The organism is Microbacterium pratiae (assembly GCF_047302165.1).
Classification (GTDB): domain Bacteria; phylum Actinomycetota; class Actinomycetes; order Actinomycetales; family Microbacteriaceae; genus Microbacterium.
Genome location: NZ_CP154843.1, coordinates 2031298 through 2047925, shown reverse-complemented (window position 1 = coordinate 2047925; position 16628 = coordinate 2031298). Strand labels below are relative to the sequence as shown.

General features: G+C 69.3%; 16 protein-coding genes. 3 read left to right on the top strand and 13 right to left on the bottom strand.

The genetic code is table 11. From position 1 onward, the window contains the following. Window positions 1-43: 43 nt before the first annotated feature. Window positions 44-598: an SAM-dependent methyltransferase gene (locus AA0Y20_RS09620; RefSeq protein ID WP_412939015.1), complete on the top strand. Its 555-nt coding sequence runs from the start codon at window positions 44-46 to the stop codon at window positions 596-598. On the opposite strand, the gene AA0Y20_RS09615 is transcribed toward AA0Y20_RS09620, so the two are convergent. From AA0Y20_RS09615 to pdxS, 10 genes are all read right to left on the bottom strand, one after another. After that, window positions 585-2837 (bottom strand): RelA/SpoT family protein, encoded by a 2253-nt coding sequence (locus tag AA0Y20_RS09615; protein ID WP_412939014.1) that lies wholly within the window; start codon window positions 2835-2837, stop codon window positions 585-587. The two genes, AA0Y20_RS09620 and AA0Y20_RS09615, sit on opposite strands and share 14 nt — an antisense overlap. 49 nt (window positions 2838-2886) lie before the next feature. Further along, window positions 2887-3876 carry a protein translocase subunit SecF gene (gene secF, locus AA0Y20_RS09610; RefSeq protein WP_412939013.1) on the bottom strand — a complete coding sequence of 330 codons (990 nt, stop codon included), beginning with the start codon at window positions 3874-3876 and terminating at the stop codon, window positions 2887-2889. Next, window positions 3876-5591 (bottom strand): protein translocase subunit SecD, encoded by a 1716-nt coding sequence (secD, locus tag AA0Y20_RS09605; protein ID WP_412939012.1) that lies wholly within the window; start codon window positions 5589-5591, stop codon window positions 3876-3878. Before secD ends, secF begins: the two co-directional genes overlap by 1 nt. A gap of 44 nt (window positions 5592-5635) precedes the next feature. Next, window positions 5636-6139 (bottom strand): preprotein translocase subunit YajC, encoded by a 504-nt coding sequence (locus AA0Y20_RS09600; RefSeq protein ID WP_412939011.1) that lies wholly within the window; start codon window positions 6137-6139, stop codon window positions 5636-5638. A gap of 79 nt (window positions 6140-6218) precedes the next feature. Continuing rightward, window positions 6219-7244, bottom strand: coding sequence for a Holliday junction branch migration DNA helicase RuvB (gene ruvB / locus AA0Y20_RS09595; RefSeq protein ID WP_412939010.1), 1026 nt, complete (start codon window positions 7242-7244; stop codon window positions 6219-6221). Further along, a complete protein-coding gene (ruvA, locus tag AA0Y20_RS09590) occupies window positions 7237-7854 on the bottom strand; it encodes a Holliday junction branch migration protein RuvA (protein ID WP_412939009.1) in 618 nt (205 codons plus the stop codon). Before ruvA ends, ruvB begins: the two co-directional genes overlap by 8 nt. Window positions 7855-7927: 73 nt before the next feature. Beyond that, window positions 7928-8497 carry a crossover junction endodeoxyribonuclease RuvC gene (gene ruvC / locus AA0Y20_RS09585; RefSeq protein WP_412939008.1) on the bottom strand — a complete coding sequence of 190 codons (570 nt, stop codon included), beginning with the start codon at window positions 8495-8497 and terminating at the stop codon, window positions 7928-7930. Window positions 8498-8621: 124 nt separating this feature from the next. Continuing rightward, window positions 8622-9383, bottom strand: coding sequence for a YebC/PmpR family DNA-binding transcriptional regulator (locus tag AA0Y20_RS09580; protein WP_412939007.1), 762 nt, complete (start codon window positions 9381-9383; stop codon window positions 8622-8624). Between the two features lie 10 nt (window positions 9384-9393). Then, window positions 9394-10005, bottom strand: coding sequence for a pyridoxal 5'-phosphate synthase glutaminase subunit PdxT (gene pdxT / locus AA0Y20_RS09575; protein ID WP_412939006.1), 612 nt, complete (start codon window positions 10003-10005; stop codon window positions 9394-9396). A 4-nt stretch (window positions 10006-10009) separates the two neighbouring features. Next, the gene (gene pdxS, locus AA0Y20_RS09570; RefSeq protein WP_412939005.1) at window positions 10010-10906 is read right to left on the bottom strand and encodes a pyridoxal 5'-phosphate synthase lyase subunit PdxS; all 897 of its coding nucleotides are present in this window, start codon (window positions 10904-10906) and stop codon (window positions 10010-10012) included. Window positions 10907-10993: 87 nt separating this feature from the next. On the opposite strand from pdxS, the gene AA0Y20_RS09565 reads away from it, so the two are divergent. Together AA0Y20_RS09565 and pdxY are read left to right on the top strand one after the other, a co-directional pair. Next, entirely contained in the window at window positions 10994-12322 is a 1329-nt protein-coding gene (locus AA0Y20_RS09565) for an aminotransferase class I/II-fold pyridoxal phosphate-dependent enzyme (RefSeq protein ID WP_412939004.1), read from the top strand. 4 nt (window positions 12323-12326) lie between these two features. Beyond that, the gene (pdxY, locus tag AA0Y20_RS09560; protein ID WP_412939003.1) at window positions 12327-13178 is read left to right on the top strand and encodes a pyridoxal kinase PdxY; all 852 of its coding nucleotides are present in this window, start codon (window positions 12327-12329) and stop codon (window positions 13176-13178) included. A 6-nt stretch (window positions 13179-13184) separates the two neighbouring features. Here the strand turns inward: pdxY and AA0Y20_RS09555 are convergent, their stop codons facing one another. From AA0Y20_RS09555 to thrS, 3 genes are all read right to left on the bottom strand, one after another. Beyond that, a complete protein-coding gene (locus tag AA0Y20_RS09555) occupies window positions 13185-13772 on the bottom strand; it encodes a hypothetical protein (protein ID WP_412939002.1) in 588 nt (195 codons plus the stop codon). 91 nt (window positions 13773-13863) lie between these two features. After that, window positions 13864-14421: an HIT family protein gene (locus AA0Y20_RS09550; protein WP_412939001.1), complete on the bottom strand. Its 558-nt coding sequence runs from the start codon at window positions 14419-14421 to the stop codon at window positions 13864-13866. Continuing rightward, window positions 14418-16457, bottom strand: coding sequence for a threonine--tRNA ligase (thrS, locus tag AA0Y20_RS09545; RefSeq protein WP_412939000.1), 2040 nt, complete (start codon window positions 16455-16457; stop codon window positions 14418-14420). Before thrS ends, AA0Y20_RS09550 begins: the two co-directional genes overlap by 4 nt. Between the last annotated feature and the right edge of the window lie 171 nt (window positions 16458-16628).

Here is a 16628-nt window from a genome sequence, read left to right as displayed (position 1 = left end):
GACGGCGCCCCGGAACCGATCGGGCGCACGGGAGACTGAGGGCATGGTCTGGCCCTTCGTCTACAACCCGGGCGAGCGTCTCTCCGCGGCAGAGCTCGCCGCGGCGCGCCTCGACGGCGACGTCGTGGAGGTCGGCGAGGCGTTCATGCCCGCGGATGCCATCGAGAGCCCGGAGATCCGGGCGGCCTCGCTGCGCCCGCTCGTCGCCCGCGGGCTCGCCCTGACCCACGAATCGGCGGCGTGGGTGCACGGAGCGCTGCCCGACCCGCCGCTGCGCCACAGCGTGCAGCGGTGCACCAAGCGACGACGCGACCACGTGCTCGATCATCGCCTGCACTACCGCGACCTGCAGCTGCCGGCCCTCGACATCGTGCACCTGGGTGGGATGCCGGTCTCCTGTCGCGTTCGCACCCTCTGCGACCTCCTGCGGGCCGACGCCGCGGTCGCCGCAGCGCCTCAGCGCGGCGCCGTCGCGATGATCGAGACGTTCCCCGACATCGTGCCCGAAGCGCACGAGGCGCTGGAGTCGAGCGGCCCCCTGCCCTTCAAACGGCAGGCGCTCGCATGGCTGGAGGAGGCGCGGGTCAGGACGATGTGACGCGATAGACGTCGTAGACCGCGTCGATGCGCCGAACCGCGTTCAGCACGCGATCGAGGTGGACCGTGTCGCCCATCTCGAACACGAACCTGCTCAGTGCGAGCCGGTCGTTGTTGGTCTGCACCGAGGCCGAGAGGATGTTGACGTGATGCTCGCTGAGCACCCGCGTGACATCGCTCAGGAGCCCGGACCGGTCGAGCGCCTCGACCTGGATCTGAACGAGGAAGAGACTCTTCGTCGTCGGCGCCCACGTCACCTCGATGACGCGCTCCGGATCGCGCATGAGCGACTCGACGTTCGTGCAGTCGGCACGGTGCACCGAGACGCCGCTGCCGCGGGTGACGAAGCCGACGATCTCGTCGCCGGGAACCGGTGTGCAGCATTTCGCGAGCTTGACCAGGATGTCGGGCGCACCGCGGACGAGAACGCCCGAGTCGCTGTCGCGCTTCTGCCGCGACCGCCCGACGGCCGGCAGCTCGATCGGCCCCGTAGAGGTGTCCTCTTCGGCACGCACGAGGGCGGTGACCTTTTCGATCACCGATTGCGTCGAGACGTGGCCCTCGCCGACAGCCGCGTAGAGCGCCGTGACGTCCTCGTAGCGCAGCTGGTGCGCCACTTCGCTGAAGGCATCCTGGCCCATGAGGCGCTGGAGCGGGAGGTTCTGCCGTCGCATGGCGCGCGCGATAGCGTCCTTGCCCTGCTCGACGGCCTCTTCGCGGCGCTCCTTCGTGAACCACCCGCGGATCTTGTTCCGCGCGCGCGTGCTCTTGACGAACGTCAGCCAGTCCTGGCTCGGGCCGGCGTCGGGATTCTTCGAGGTGAAGACCTCGACGACGTCGCCGCTCGACAGCGTCGACTCGAGGGGCACGAGACGGCCGTTGACCTTCGCCCCCATCGTGCGGTGCCCGATCTCGGTGTGCACGGCGTAGGCGAAGTCGACCGGCGTGGCGCCTGCCGGAAGCCCGACGACCCGCCCCTTCGGCGTGAAGACGTAGACCTCTTTCGCGCCGATCTCGAAGCGGAGCGAATCGAGGAACTCGCCCGGGTCGGCCGTCTCGGCCTGCCAGTCCGAGATGTGCGCGAGCCACGCCATGTCGTTGTCGATCGCCTTGGCGTCGGCCTTGCCGCCCGCCATCCGCTCCTTGTACTTCCAGTGCGCAGCGACACCGAACTCGGCCTGCTGATGCATCTCGTGGGTGCGGATCTGGATCTCGACCGTACGACCACCAGGGCCGATCACCGTGGTGTGGAGCGACTGGTACAGGTTGAACTTCGGAGTCGCGATGTAGTCCTTGAAGCGTCCGGGCAGAGGCGTCCAGCGCGCGTGGATCGAGCCGAGCACCGCGTAGCAGTCGCGGACAGTGGTCACCAGAACGCGGATGCCGATGAGGTCGTAGATGTCGTCGAACTCACGACCGCGGATGACCATCTTCTGGTAGACCGAGTACAGCTGCTTCGGACGGCCCATGACGCGTCCCCGGATGCGGAGCTCGCGGAGATCGCTCTCGACGGCGTCGATGACCGTCTGCAGATACTGCTCGCGCTGCGGCGTGCGCTGCGTCACCAGGCTGTCGATCTCGGCGTAGAGCTTGGGGTGCAGCACCGCGAACGACAGGTCCTCGAGCTCGCTCTTGATCGCCTGGATACCGAGGCGGTGCGCGAGCGGCGCGTAGATCTCGAGGGTCTCGGTCGCCTTCTTCGCGGCCTTCTCGGGCGGGACGAAGCCCCAGGTCCGGGCGTTGTGCAGCCGGTCGGCGAGCTTGATCAGGAGCACGCGGATGTCGCGCGACATCGCGACGATCATCTTCCGTACCGTCTCCGCCTGAGCAGCGTCGCCGTACTTGACCTTGTCGAGCTTCGTGACCCCGTCGACGAGCATGGCGACCTCGTCGCCGAACTCGGCGGTCAGCTGGTCGAGTCCGTAGGAGGTGTCCTCGACCGTGTCGTGCAGCAGCGCGGCGGCGATGGCCCGCGGGCCGAGGCCGAGCTCGGCGAGGATCTGCGCGACGGCCAGCGGATGCGTGATGTACGGCTCACCGCTCTGGCGCTTCTGCTGCGCATGCGCGCGAGACGCGGTCTGGTAGGCACGATCGATGATCGCGATGTCACCCTTGGGGTGGTGGGCGCGCACGGTCCGGACGAGCTGCTCGAGGCCCTCACGCGGTGCGGCCCGCGAGAAGATCCTCGGAACGAGGCGTCGCAGCGAGCTCTGGGCAGGGGGCGGAGTTGTCTCGGTCATACGCTCACCTCCGCCATGCAGACATCGATTCTACGCGCCCTCGTGAGGCTCAGGCCTCGACGGAGGCGCGCTCACGCGACTCCAGCACCCGGGTGTCGTTGGCCTTGATCGCGGGCTCGTTCTCGCGCAGGAGAGCGAACAGCGGCACGGCGACGAACAGAGTCGAGTAGGCGGCGACCAGGGTGCCGACGAAGATCGAGAGCGAGATGTCGGTCAGCGTCTGGGCCCCCAGCCACAGGGCGCCGATGAAGAGGATCGCCCCCGTGGGGAGCGCAGCGACGATCGTGGTGTTGATCGACCGCACGAGGGTCTGGTTCGCGGCCAGGTTCACCGATTCGCCGAACGTGCGACCCGACTTCTCGCCGTCCTCGAACGTGTTCTCGCGCACCTTGTCGAAGACGACCGTCGTGTCGTACAGCGAGTACGACAGGATCGTCAGGAAGCCGATGACAGCGGCCGGAGAGATCTCGAACCCGAAGAGCGAGTAGACGCCCACGGTGACGACGAGAACGTCGACGAGGCCGATGATGGCGGCGACGGACATCTTCCAGGTGCGGAAGTAGAGCGCCAGGATCAGGAATGTCAGCGCGAGGAAGATCGCCAGACCCCACAGCGACTGGCGGGTGACGTCCTGGCCCCAGCTCGGTCCGATGAACGACGAGCTCACCTCGGCGGCCGGGACCTCGTACGCCTCCGCGAGGCGGGCCGTGACGTCGCGCGTCTCGATGTCCGACATCTGGTCGGTCTGAACGCGGACGGCATCCTCGCCGATCGTCGTGACCTTGGTCGTCGCACCCGGCACGACCTCCTGCACGGCGTCGGTCGCGAGCAGCTGATCGGTGTTCGACACATTCGTCACCGTGAACTGCGATCCACCGGTGAACTCGATCGAGAACTGCGGGGGCTTCACCACGAGGACGAGCACGGAGCCGAGCACGAGCGCCGCGGCGATGATGAACCACAGCGCGCGGCGGGCGACGAAGGGGAACGAGAGCTTCCCCGTGTAGAGGTCGTTGCCGAACCTGTTGAAGAAACGCATCAGTGCTTGTCCCCCGTCGCGTCGCTCTGGTCGCCCGCGGCCTGCTCGGCACGCTTGCGTTCCGCGATCGTCTGTCGCCGTTCGGCCTCACCACGCGACTTCGCCGCACGGCGACCGGCTGATGTCTTCGCTCCCGCGGCGACCGGCGCACGGAACTGCGCCCGCCCGCGATAGACGGCACCCAGCGCGTCCGGGTCGAGGCCCGACAGCTTGTGCCCCGATCCGAAGAACCGGGTGCGCACCAGCAGCTGCAGCACGGGGTGGGTGAAGAGGATGAAGATCAGGATGTCGATGGCCGTCGTGAGACCCAGCGTGAACGCGAAGCCCTTCACCGTGGAGTCGGCCAGGATGTACAGCACCACCGCGGCGAGGATGTTGATCGACTTCGAGATGAAGATCGTCCGCTTGGCGCGGGACCAGCCGTCCTCGACGGCGCTCGTGATCGACTTGCCGTCGCGCAGCTCGTCTCTGATGCGTTCGAAGTACACGATGAAGGAGTCGGCCGTGAAGCCGATCGTCACGATGAGGCCCGCCACACCCGCGAGCGAGAGCCGGAAGCCCATGCGCCAGGCGAGGATCGTGAGCGCCACGTAGGTCAGGACACCCATGACGACGAGCGACGCGATGATGACGGTTCCGAGCGCCCGGTAGACCACGAGCGAATAGACGGCGACGAGCGCGAGACCGATGAGGCCCGCGATGAGACCGATCTGGAGCTGCTGCGAACCGAGGGTGGCCGAGATCGTGTTGGTGCTCTGCACCTCGAAGCTGAGCGGCAGCGCGCCGAACTTGAGCTGGTCGGCGAGCACCTTGGAGCTGTCCTGGTCGAACGACCCGGTGATGGAGGGCTTGCCGGTGAGGATCACGGCATCCATCGACGGCGCCGACAGGACGTCGCCGTCGAGCACGAAGGCGAACTGGTTGAGCGGCGACTGCTGCCCGTAGAGCCGCTGGCTGATCTTGCCGAACGTCTCGGTGCCCTGCTGGTCGAACGTGATGTTCACAGCCCAGCGGCCGGTGCTCTGCTCGAGGCCGTTGGTCGCGTTGTCGATCGACGAGCCGTCGAGCTCGACCGGGCCGAGGATGTACTTCGCCGTCCCGGTGCGGTCGCACGTGATCAGAGGCTGGTCTGCCGGCGCGTCGGCGGGGTCGTTCGCGGGGTTCGCGCAGTCGTAGGCGAGGAACTGCGCCTGCAGCGCCTCGGTGATCCACGCGGGGTCGCTGCCGTTGGACGGTGTCGTCGACGGAGTCGCGGGGAGGTTGGGATCGGGGGTGGGGTACGGCGTCTGGTTGCCGTCATCGCCCACGAAGCTCGTTGCGGGCGAACCGGTGTAGAGCACGGCGCGCAGCTGAAGCTGCGCCGAGGCGTCGATGCGCTCGCGGGTGTCGTCGTCGACCTCGCCGGGCAGCTGCACGACGATCTGGTTGCCGGCCTGCGTGGCGATGTCGGCCTCGACCAGACCGGAGGCGTCGACGCGCTGGCGGATGATCGACGCCGCCTGCTGCATCTGCTCGCTCGACGGCGTCGCCCCGTCGGACTGCGCCTCGAGGATGATCTGCGTGCCGCCCTGGAGGTCGAGGGCGAGCTCGGGAGCCCAGGAGCTCGCCTTGAACACGTAGACGCCGAGTGCGTTGATACCGAACAGGAGCGCCGTCAGGACCACGAGTCCGGTCAGCGCGCGCCAGGCACGGCGCACAGGTGTGGAAGTCGCCACGGGGAGGTCAGCTTTCGTCGAGCGAGCGCCGGGTCAGCGGCGGGTCAGGCGCGGGGCTTGTCGTCGCGGTCGGCCGCGCCCTCGGATGCGGCGTCGGCGCGATCACGCGCGGCGTCGTCGCTGACCGAGGTGATGAGACCCTGCTCGACGTCGGCGACGTACTCCTCGTGGTGCTCTTCAGCCTCGATGTACTCGTCCTCGGTGAGGGTGCCCTCGGCGGGGTCGACGACGCGCAGGATCGCCTGGCTGTGGACCTCGACCTCGACGCCGGGTGCGAGCTCGACGCGGGCCGACTTCGAGAGGTCGTCACCGTCGTACTCGACGATGGTCCCGTAGAAGCCGCCCTGCAGCAGCACCTTCGCGCCGGGGAGGAGCTGACGCGACTTCTCGGCCTGCTCCGCCTTCATCCGCTGGGCGCGACGACGCTGGCTCCAGAACATGAAGACGATGAGCAGCGCGAGGATGATCAGCAGACCGTACTCGGCGAAGAACTGCACCGCCGGGTTGGCGGGAGGAGCGTCGGCCGGGGTGGTGGCGAAGAAGAGCATGGAGGTGGGAGCACCTTTCACGGGTAGGCACGCGAAGAATGCGCACCCTCGGGATTCGTCGGCGAGAAGCCTTCAGCGATTATAGGTCATCGATCTCGAGCGCCCCGTCGGTGCGGGGAACGCCGAGGTGACGGTACGCCGAGGGCATCGCGACACGCCCGCGGGGCGAACGGCCCACGAACCCGATCCGGACGAGATACGGCTCGACGACCGACTCGATCGTCTCCGCTTCCTCGCCCACCGTCACCGCGAGGGTGTTGAGCCCGACCGGTCCCCCGCCGAATCGACGGACGAGCGCGTCGAGCACCGCACGGTCGAGACGGTCGAGGCCGATCGCGTCGACGTCGTAGAGCTCGAGCGCAGCCGCGACATCCGCCTCGGTCGCTCCCGCTCCGGCGTCGCCGTGCACGACCACGAAGTCGCGGACACGGCGCAGCAGCCGGTTCGCGATACGTGGGGTGCCGCGCGACCGGCGCGCGATCTCGGCGCGGGCGACGGGCGGGATGTCGACGGCGAGGACGCTCGCAGACCGCTGGATCACCCGCTCGAGCTCCTCGGGCTCGTAATACTCCATGTGGGCGGTGAACCCGAAGCGGTCGCGGAGCGGATTGGGCAGGAGCCCGGATCGGGTCGTCGCGCCCACGAGGGTGAACGGTGCCAGCTCGAGCGGGATGCTGGTGGCGCCCGCGCCCTTGCCGACCATGATGTCGATGCGGAAGTCCTCCATGGCGAGGTACAGCATCTCCTCGGCGGAGCGCGCCATGCGGTGGATCTCGTCGATGAAGAGAACCTCGCCGGGCACGAGGCTCGACAGGAGCGCCGCGAGATCGCCCGCGTGCTGGATCGCGGGGCCGCTCGACATCCGCAGCGGCCGGCCGCTCTCGTGGGCGACGATCATCGCGAGGGTCGTCTTGCCGAGTCCGGGAGGTCCGGACAGCAGGATGTGGTCGGCGGGACGATCCTGCATCCCGGCCGCCTGCAGGAGCAGCTCCAGCTGCCCGCGCACCTTCTGCTGCCCGACGAACTCTGCGAGCGAGGTCGGCCGCAGCGCGCCCTCGACCGCGAGTTCCGTCTCGTCGGCTGCCAGCTCGTGCGCGTCAGACACCGGTCTGCTCCGGTCGGGCCGGGCCGAGCTGCGCGAGCGCCAGCTTCAGCAGAGCCGGCACCGTCGCCGGAGCGGCGGCATCCGCGGTGACCTGCGCGACGGCCTCTGCCGCCACCCGCTCGCTCCACCCGAGAGCCACGAGAGCCGCGACGACCTGACCGGCGAGCGTTCCGGCGCGGGTGACGGCGGATGCCGTCTGGCCGGCGGGCGCTGCCTGGAGCTTCCCCGCGAGCTGGACCACGATGAGCTTCGCGGTCTTCGGCCCGATCCCCGACACGCGGCGGAACGGGGCGTCGTCCTCGGCGGTGACCGCCTCGGCGATCTGCGCGACGCTCAAGGCCGACAGCACACCCAGCGCGGACTTCGGCCCCACACCGGTGACCCCGATGAGCAGGAGGAAGACACCCAGCTGCTCTCGCGTCTCGAACCCGAACAGCGAGAGCGCGTCTTCGCGGACGATCAGGTTCGTGTGGAGCACGATCTCGTCGCCGACGTGGAACGACCGCGGGATGTCGGGAGTCACGGCGACCGAGAACCCGACGCCGCCGACGTCGATGACGACGCTGTCGGACTCGAGGTGCAGCACGCTGCCGCGCAGGGAGGAGATCATGATACGAGCCTAGGCATCCCTTCGCAGATATGTTCGAGCGACACGCACGTCGCCTCACCGACGGGCGGGCGTCTCAGCGCCGCGACAGGCGTTCCGCGTCCGCCCACGCCCGCTGCGCCGGGGTGAGCGCTGCTCCCCCCGATGCGCCCGCGGGACCGGCCGGGCCGCGGCGCCAGGCGTGGCAGATCGCGAGGGCCAGGGCGTCTGCGGCATCCGCGGGCTGGGGCAGGGAGTCGAGGCGCAGCACCCGGGCGACCATCGTCTGCACCTGCAGCTTCTCGGCCGAACCGTAACCGGTGATCGCGGCCTTCACCTCGGAGGGAGTGTGCGTGGCGGCGTCGAGGCCGCTCTCCGCGGCGACGAGCAGCGCGATGCCGCTCGCTTGAGCCGTCCCCATGACCGTGCTGCGGTTGTGCTGGGCGAAGACGCGCTCGACCGCGACGACGTGCGGTCGGTGCTCTGCGATGACCGCTCGCAGCCCTGCGGCGATCGTCGCGAGCCGGCGTTCGATCGGCAGGTCGACGGCCGAGCGGACGACCCCGACGTGCACGAGGGCCGCGGATCGATCGCGGGCGACGTCGACGACGCCGACGCCGCATCGGGTGAGCCCGGGGTCGACACCGAGAACGCGCAGAGGAGTCACTCCCCCACGCTACGTCCGCCGCAGCCGGGCGGAGCGGCGACAACCCGTGAAACGCGCAGTTCCCGGCATCCGACGCAGAACGAGCTGCGGTGGATGCCGGGAACTGCGAGCGATGCCGGGACTCTTACTCGTCGTCGTTCTCGAGCTCGGCCTGCACCTCGGGGGTGAGGTCGAAGTTGGTGTAGACGTTCTGGACGTCGTCGCTGTCCTCGAGGGCGTCGATGAGGCGGAACACCTTGCGGGCGGTGTCGGCGTCGACCTCCACCTTGAGCGAGGGGACGAACTCGACGTCCGCGGAGTCGTACTCGATGCCGGCTTCCTGCAGAGCGCTGCGCACCGACACGAGGTCGGAGGCCTCGGTGATGACGCCGAAGCCGTCGCCGTGCGGCTCGACCTCCTCCGCGCCCGCCTCGAGCACCGCGAGCATGACGTCGTCCTCGGTGGTGCCCTCGGAGGGGACCACGATGACGCCCTTGCGGCTGAAGTTGTACGCGACGCTGCCGGGGTCGGCGAGCGTGCCGCCGTTACGGCTGAGGGCGGTGCGCACCTCGGCCGCAGCCCGGTTCTTGTTGTCGGTCAGACACTCGATGAGGAACGCCACGCCGTTGGGTCCGTAGCCCTCGTACATGATCGAGGAGTACTCGACGGCCTCGCCCCCGATACCGGCCCCGCGCTTGATCGCACGATCGATGTTGTCTTTGGGGACCGAGGTCTTCTTGGCCTTCAGGACGGCGTCGAAGAGCGTGGGGTTGCCCTGCAGATCGGCGCCGCCGAGCTTCGCGGCGACCTCGATGTTCTTGATGAGCTTGGCCCACGACTTGGCACGACGCGCGTCGACGACGGCTTTCTTGTGCTTGGTCGTGGCCCATTTGGAGTGACCGGACATGCGCTCGATCTTACCGGGCGGATGCGCGCGCCTCGCGGACGTGCGCGAGGAACCTCTCATGGAATCGGCGCTCGCCCGAGACCTCCGGGTGGAAGGCCGTCGCGAGCAGGCGCCCCTGCTCGACCGCGACGACCCCTCCGTCCGGGAGTGCGGCGAGCATCCGTACGTCCGGTCCGAGCTCGGTGACGAGCGGTGCGCGGATGAAGGCCGCATGGACCGGATCCGCCCACCCGGCCACGGCGAGCGCCGTCTCGAACGATTCGGCCTGCCCGCCGAAGGCGTTCCGTCGCACGGTGACGTCGAGACCGCCGAACGTCTGCTGCCCCGCGATGGCGCCGTCGAGCCGGTCGGCGAGCAGGATCATGCCGGCGCACGTGCCGTAGACGGGCATACCGGCCGCGATCGCGTCACGGATGGGCTGCTGCATCCCGAACGCGCGCGCCAGCTTGTCGATCACGCTCGACTCGCCGCCCGGCAGGATGAGACCGTCCACCGCCTCGAGGTCGCCGGGACGCCGGACGAGGGATGCCGTCGCGCCGAGTTCGGCGAGGACGCGGAGGTGTTCCCGAACGTCTCCCTGCAGCGCCAGGACACCGATGCGCAGCAGCATCCCCTCGGTCATCGGCTCACCAGCCGCGGTCGGCGAGGCGGTGCGGAGCCGGCAGGTCGGAGACGTTGATGCCGACCATCGCCTCGCCCAGGCCGCGCGACGCCTCGGCGACGATGGACGCGTCGTCGTGGAAGGTCGTCGCCTTGACGATCGCCGCGGCACGGCGAGCGGGGTCGCCCGAGTTGAAGATGCCCGAGCCGACAAAGACCCCGTCGGCCCCGAGCTGCATCATCATGGCGGCGTCGGCGGGGGTCGCGACACCGCCCGCGGTGAAGAGGACGACGGGCAGCGCGCCGGTGGCGGCGACCTCGGCGACGAGCTCGTACGGTGCCTGAAGCTCCTTGGCCGCGACGTAGAGCTCGTCGGGGCTCTTCGCCTGGAGGGCACGGATCTCCGACGTGATGGTGCGGATGTGGCGGGTCGCCTCCGAGACGTCGCCCGTGCCGGCCTCGCCCTTGGAGCGGATCATGGCGGCGCCCTCGGTGATGCGACGCAGCGCTTCGCCGAGATTCGTCGCTCCGCAGACGAACGGCACGGTGAAACCCCATTTGTCGATGTGATGCGTGTAGTCGGCCGGCGAGAGCACCTCCGACTCGTCGATGTAGTCGACACCGAGCTCCTGCAGCACGCGCGCTTCGACGAAGTGCCCGATACGCGCCTTGGCCATCACCGGGATCGACACCGACGCGATGATCTCGTCGATCAGGTCGGGGTCGCTCATGCGGGCCACGCCGCCCTGGGCGCGGATGTCGGCCGGTACGCGCTCGAGGGCCATGACGGCGACAGCACCGGCATCCTCGGCGATGCGCGCCTGGTCGGCGGTGACGACGTCCATGATCACGCCGCCCTTGAGCATCTCGGCGAGGCCGCGCTTGACGCGGGAGGATCCGGTGGTGGTCTGGTCGTTCGACACGGTAGAGCTCCGATCTGGGCCGTCTTATCGGGATGCAGTTCGGCCTAGGCCAAAAAGTAGCATGGCATCCGACATAAGATCGTTCCGATGACTTCCCGCGACACGATCACCGGACACACGGCGGGTGAGATCGCCGACAGTGTCCGCATGCTCCTCGAACGAGGCACGCTGCGCGCTGATGACGCGCTGCCGCCCGTGCGCACTCTCGCGGAGCAGCTCGGCGTCAACCGGAACACGGTCGTCGCCGCGTACCGGCTGCTCGCGCAGGCCGGGGTGGTCGTGGCTCGCGGCCGCGGCGGAACCCGCATCGCCGAGGTCTCCCCCGTCGCCGCCGAGGGCGTCGCCGTCGACACGGTTCTGCGCGACGTCGGGTCGGGCAATCCCGATCCCGCCCTCATCCCCGACCCGAGCGGTGTGCTCGCCCGGGTCGCCGGGCGCCCCGTCCTCTACGGCGAGCCCGTCATCGACGCGGGCCTCGCCCGCTGGGCCGAGCACTGGTTCGCGGCCGACTCTCCGACCGATGCGGACATCCACCTCACCGTCACCGGTGGCGCCGTCGACGCGGTCGAGCGTCTCCTGGCGCAGGCGCTCACCCGTGACGACGCAGTCGCGCTCGAAGACCCGTGCTTCCTCGCCAGCATCCACACCGTCCGGCTCGCGGGCTACCGCGCGATCCCGGTCCCCGTCGACGACAAGGGTATGACGGTCGACGGGCTGCGCGCAGCGCTCGACGGGGGCGCCCGGGCCGTCGTCATCACCCCGCGGGCGCAGAATCCCACCGGGTCGAGCCTGTCGGCCGAACGGGCCGCCGCCCTACGGGAGGTGCTGCTCGACCACCCCTACGTCCTCGTGATCGAGGACGACCACTTCTCGCTCCTCTCGACCCAGCCGTACCGCTCGGTCATCGGCGAGAGCCATGAGCGCTGGGCGCGCGTGCGGTCGGTGTCGAAGTTCCTCGGACCCGACATGTGTCTCGCCGTCACGGCATCCGACCCGACGACGGCCGAGCGTCTGGCGCTCCGTCTCGGCTCAGGCACCACGTGGGTCAGCCATCTGCTGCAACGCCTCACCCACGCCCTCGTGTCGGACGATGCCGCGGCCGCCACGATCGCGGCGGCTCGCACGCACTACGCCGAACGGAACGCCGCCTTCGCCGCCGCGCTCACGGACGCGGGGATCCCCTGCGCACCCGGCGACGGACTCAGCCTCTGGGTCGAGGTGCCCGGCACCGCCCGTTCCGTCGCCGACGCGCTCATGCGCCGTGGCTGGCTCGCGCGCACCGGCGACGAGTTCCGGCTGACCGACGAGGCGCCGTCGCGCCACCTACGCCTCACCGTCCACGACCTGAACGACGCCGACGCGGCACTGCTCGCGCGAGACCTCGTCGCATCCGCCCTCCCCTCTCGAAAGGCATGACCCCATGAAGGTGCTCTCGATCCAGTCGGCCGTCGCCTACGGGCACGTCGGCAACTCCGCCGCCGTGTTCCCGCTGCAGCGCATCGGCGTGGAGGTGATGCCGGTGTACACGGTGAACTTCTCCAACCACACCGGCTACGGCGCGTGGGGCGGCCCGATGATCAGCCCCGACGACGTCCGAGCGGTCATCGCGGGCGTCGAGGATCGCGGTGCGTTCCCGCAGATCGACGTCGTCCTCTCGGGCTACCAGGGCGGCGAGGGCATCGCCGACGTCATCCTCGACACCGTCGCCCGGGTCAAGGCGGCGAACCCGGATGCCGTCTACGCCTGCGACCCCGTCATGGGTAATGCGAAGTCGGGGTGCTTCGTCGCACCGGCCATCCCCATCCTCCTGCGCGAGCGCGTCGTGCCGGCCGCCGACATCATCACACCGAACCAGTTCGAGCTCGGGTTCCTGACCGAGACCGACCCGACCGACCTCGACTCGACGTTGGCGTCCGTCGACGCCGCCCGCGCCATGGGTCCGCGCACCGTTCTCGTCACGAGCGTCGAGCGCCCCGAACGTCCAGACGGCACCATCGAGATGCTGGCGGCTGACGACACGGGAGCGTGGATCGTCCGCACACCCCACATCCCGATGAAGGCGAACGGATCCGGCGACGTCACCGCCGCCCTGTTCACCGCGCATTACCGCAGCACCGGATCGGCGGCCGAGGCACTCGCGCGCACCACGTCGAGCGTGTTCGACCTGCTCACGCGCACGCACGAGTCGGGCGAACGTGAGCTCCAGCTCGTGGAGAGCCAGGAGGCTTACGCGCACCCGCGGATGCAGTTCACGGTCGAGCAGGTGCGCTGACGCCCGTCAGTATTCTCCGGCGGCCTCGGTCCAGGCCTGCTCCCACTGAGGTGCGTCGTCGGGGCACAGGAAGCGCGTGCCGAAGACCATGATGCTCACGGACCCCTCGCGCGAGGCGTCGTCGACGGCGAGGCTCTGGATGAGCGGAGAAGTCACGACGTGCGTCCGGAACGAGGTCACGTCGATCTCGTGACCGTTGAGGATCGAGGTCTCGCAGGCGTCGAGCCCGAGCGCGAGGGTCACGGTCTCGGCCTGTTCCGACCATTGCCCGCCGTTCGCCTCGAGATGAGCGCGCTGCTGCGCGACGAGTTCCTGCTGAGCCGGCGTCTTCGCGGTCAACGTGGCCTGACCCACCGGCTGCTGCTGCGCGGCGATGAACGCGTCGCGCTCCGCCAGGACGTCGCCGTCCACCGCGGCGTCGTCGCCGGCGTCGGGCGTCGCATCACCGCTCGCCTCCGGCGCCGAGGCCGTCGGAGCGGGCGTACTGTCAGCCGACGCGCTCCGGTCAGCCGGCGAGCATCCGGCGAGGACGAGAACCCCGGCGACGGCTAGTGACGCCAGAGCGACGGTGCGGGAGCGAACGGTGATCGACATGATGCCTCCTGGGTGAGCCGCCAGGCTATCGGCACGACGAATCCCGCGCCCGGGCTTGCGCTCGCGGACGAGCCCGGGCAACGGGATGCCGTCAGTCGAGCGGCCAGGCGGTCGCGACGGCCTCACGGACCTCGCCGAGCAGCTGCGGGAGCGCCTTCGTCTTCGCGATGATCGGGAAGAAGTTGGCGTCGGTCGCCCACCGGGGCACGACGTGCTGGTGCAGGTGCCCGTCGACGCCGGCACCCGCGACAGCACCCTGGTTCATGCCGAGGTTGAAGCCGTCGCAGCGGGAGACCTCACGCAGCACGCGCATGGCCGTCTGCGTCAGAGCGCCGATCTCCGCGACCTCTTCCGGCGTCGCGAGATCGTACGTGGGGATGTGCCGGTACGGGCACACCAGCAGGTGACCCGAGTTGTACGGAAAGAGATTGAGCAGCACGTAGGCGGTGCGACCCCGCGCGACGATGAGGCCGTCGGCATCGGATTTACCGGGCGCGGCGCAGAACGGGCATTCGTCGCGCAGGGGCTCGGGCCCCGCCTGGATGTACGCCATCCGGTGCGGGGTCCAGAGCCGCTGGAACTCGTCGGGCACCCCGGCCAGGTGCGCGGCGTCCTCGACCAGGCGCGGGGTGTCCGACGAATCGGTCACGCGAGCTGCTCCGCCGCGCCGGAGAGGTGCTCGGCAGTGTCGACGAGCGTCCGGTTCGCAATAGCGCCGAGGATGCGATCCACCGCCTCGTCGACCGGCACGCCGTTGGTCTGCGACCCGTCGCGGAAGCGGAACGACACCGTGCCGCCGGCGCGGTCCTGCTCGCCGGCGATGAGCTGGAGCGGCACCTTCTGCGTGGTGTGGGTGCGGATCTTCTTCTGCATGCGGTCGTCGGAGCGATCGAGCTCGGCACGGACGCCCGCCTTGCGCAGCCGCGAGACGACCTCCTGCAGGTACGGCGCGTAATCGTCGGCGACCGGGATCGCCACGACCTGCACCGGCGCGAGCCAGACGGGGAAGGCACCTGCGTAGTGCTCGAGGAGGATCGCGAAGAACCGCTCGATCGACCCGAAGAGTGCGCGGTGGATCATGACGGGGCGATGCTTCTCACCGTCGGGACCGGTGTACTCGAGCTCGAACCGCTCGGGCTGGTTGAAGTCGAGCTGGATGGTCGACATCTGCCAGGTGCGGCCGATCGCGTCGCGGGCCTGGACCGAGATCTTCGGGCCGTAGAACGCTGCTCCGCCGGGATCCGGGACGAGTTCCAGGCCCGACCCCTCCGCCACGCGGCGCAGCGTCTCGGTCGCCTGCTGCCAGAGGACGTCGTCGCCGATGAACTTGGGGTTGCCCTCCTCCTTCGTCGACAGCTCGAGGTAGAAGTCGTTCAGTCCGTAGTCGCGCAGAGTCTGCAGCACGAACTCGAGGCTGCGGACGAGTTCGTCCTCGACCTGATCCGGCGTGACGTAGATGTGGGTATCGTCCTGGGTCATCCCTCGCACGCGGGTGAGCCCGGAGAGGGTGCCGCTCTTCTCGTACCGGTAGACCGAGCCGAACTCGCTCAGCCGCAGCGGCAGCTCGCGATAGCTGCGCCCGCGAGAGCGGAAGATCAGGTTGTGGAACGGGCAGTTCATCGGCTTGAGGTAGTACTCCTGCCCCTGCCGGGTCATGTTGCCCTCCGCATCGACGATCTCGTCGAGCTTCATGGGCGGGTACATGCCGTCCGCGTACCACTGCAGGTGACCGCTCGTCATGAAGAGGTCGCCCTTGGTGATGTGCGGAGTGTTCACGACCTCGTAGTCGTTCGCGAGCAGCTGCTCGCGCATGTACCGCTCGATCTCGTACCGGATGATGCCGCCCTTGGGGTGGAACACCGACAGACCGGGTCCGATCTCGTCGGGGAACGAGAACAGGTCGAGCTCGACACCGAGCTTGCGGTGATCGCGACGCGCCGCCTCGGCGAGACGCTCCTGGTACGCGCGCAGCTCATCCTTCGACGGCCATGCGGTGCCGTAGATGCGCTGCAGCTGCGGATTCTTCTCGCTGCCGCGCCAATAGGCGGCGGCGACCCGGGTGAGGTCCCAGCCGTTACCGACCATCCGGGTCCCCGGCACGTGAGGTCCGCGGCAGAGGTCCTTCCACGCGGTCTCACCGTCGCGGGTGACGTTGTCGTAGATCGTCAGCTCACCGGCGCCGATCTCGGCCGAGGCGCCCTCCGCCGCGTCGGCGCCGGAGCCTGGACCGCCGGCGAGATCGACGAGCTCGAGCTTGAACGGCTCATCGGCGAGTTCGGCGCGCGCTTCGTCCGCGCTGACGACCCGGCGGACGAACCGCTGGTTCTCGCGGACGATCCTCTCCATCTCCTTCTTGATCGACTTCAGGTCCTCCGGGGTGAAGGGCTCGTCGACGCCGAAGTCGTAGTAGAAGCCGTCCTCGATGGGCGGTCCGATGCCGAGGTTCGACTGCGGCCGGATGCGCTGGACGGCCTGCGCCAGCACATGCGCGGTCGAGTGGCGGAGGATCGCGAGGCCGTCAGGGCTCGACACGGTGACCGGCTCGACGGCATCCGTCTCGGTGACGACCGTGGCGAGGTCTTTCAGGTCGCCGTTGACGCGCAGGGCGACGACGGAGCGATCGGGGAAGAGGGCGAAGCCGTCGGCGGGGTACGACACGTCCGACGGGGAAACGACGTCAGTCAAGGGAACATCTCCAGATGGGTGGCTCTGATCAAGGCTACTCAGCTTCGGACGCACGCCGCGTCCCGCCCGCTCAGGCCGAGAGCGTTCGGCCGGCGGCGACGAAGCGGGTGAGCAGACGGGCTCCGATCCGGCGTCGTTCCATGCGTCGATCCTAGTCGCGAGCGTCGATGG

Excerpts from the sequence above, each read along its gene's own strand:
- AA0Y20_RS09620 (WP_412939015.1), top strand. The coding sequence starts at position 44 with ATGGTCTGGCCCTTCGTCTACAACCCGGGCGAGCGTCTCTCCGCGGCA.
- AA0Y20_RS09615 (WP_412939014.1), bottom strand. The coding sequence starts at position 2,837 with ATGACCGAGACAACTCCGCCCCCTGCCCAGAGCTCGCTGCGACGCCTC.
- secF (WP_412939013.1), bottom strand. The coding sequence starts at position 3,876 with ATGCGTTTCTTCAACAGGTTCGGCAACGACCTCTACACGGGGAAGCTC.
- AA0Y20_RS09600 (WP_412939011.1), bottom strand. The coding sequence starts at position 6,139 with ATGCTCTTCTTCGCCACCACCCCGGCCGACGCTCCTCCCGCCAACCCG.
- ruvA (WP_412939009.1), bottom strand. The coding sequence starts at position 7,854 with ATGATCTCCTCCCTGCGCGGCAGCGTGCTGCACCTCGAGTCCGACAGC.
- AA0Y20_RS09580 (WP_412939007.1), bottom strand. The coding sequence starts at position 9,383 with ATGTCCGGTCACTCCAAATGGGCCACGACCAAGCACAAGAAAGCCGTC.
- pdxT (WP_412939006.1), bottom strand. The coding sequence starts at position 10,005 with ATGACCGAGGGGATGCTGCTGCGCATCGGTGTCCTGGCGCTGCAGGGA.
- AA0Y20_RS09565 (WP_412939004.1), top strand. The coding sequence starts at position 10,994 with ATGACTTCCCGCGACACGATCACCGGACACACGGCGGGTGAGATCGCC.
- pdxY (WP_412939003.1), top strand. The coding sequence starts at position 12,327 with ATGAAGGTGCTCTCGATCCAGTCGGCCGTCGCCTACGGGCACGTCGGC.
- AA0Y20_RS09555 (WP_412939002.1), bottom strand. The coding sequence starts at position 13,772 with ATGTCGATCACCGTTCGCTCCCGCACCGTCGCTCTGGCGTCACTAGCC.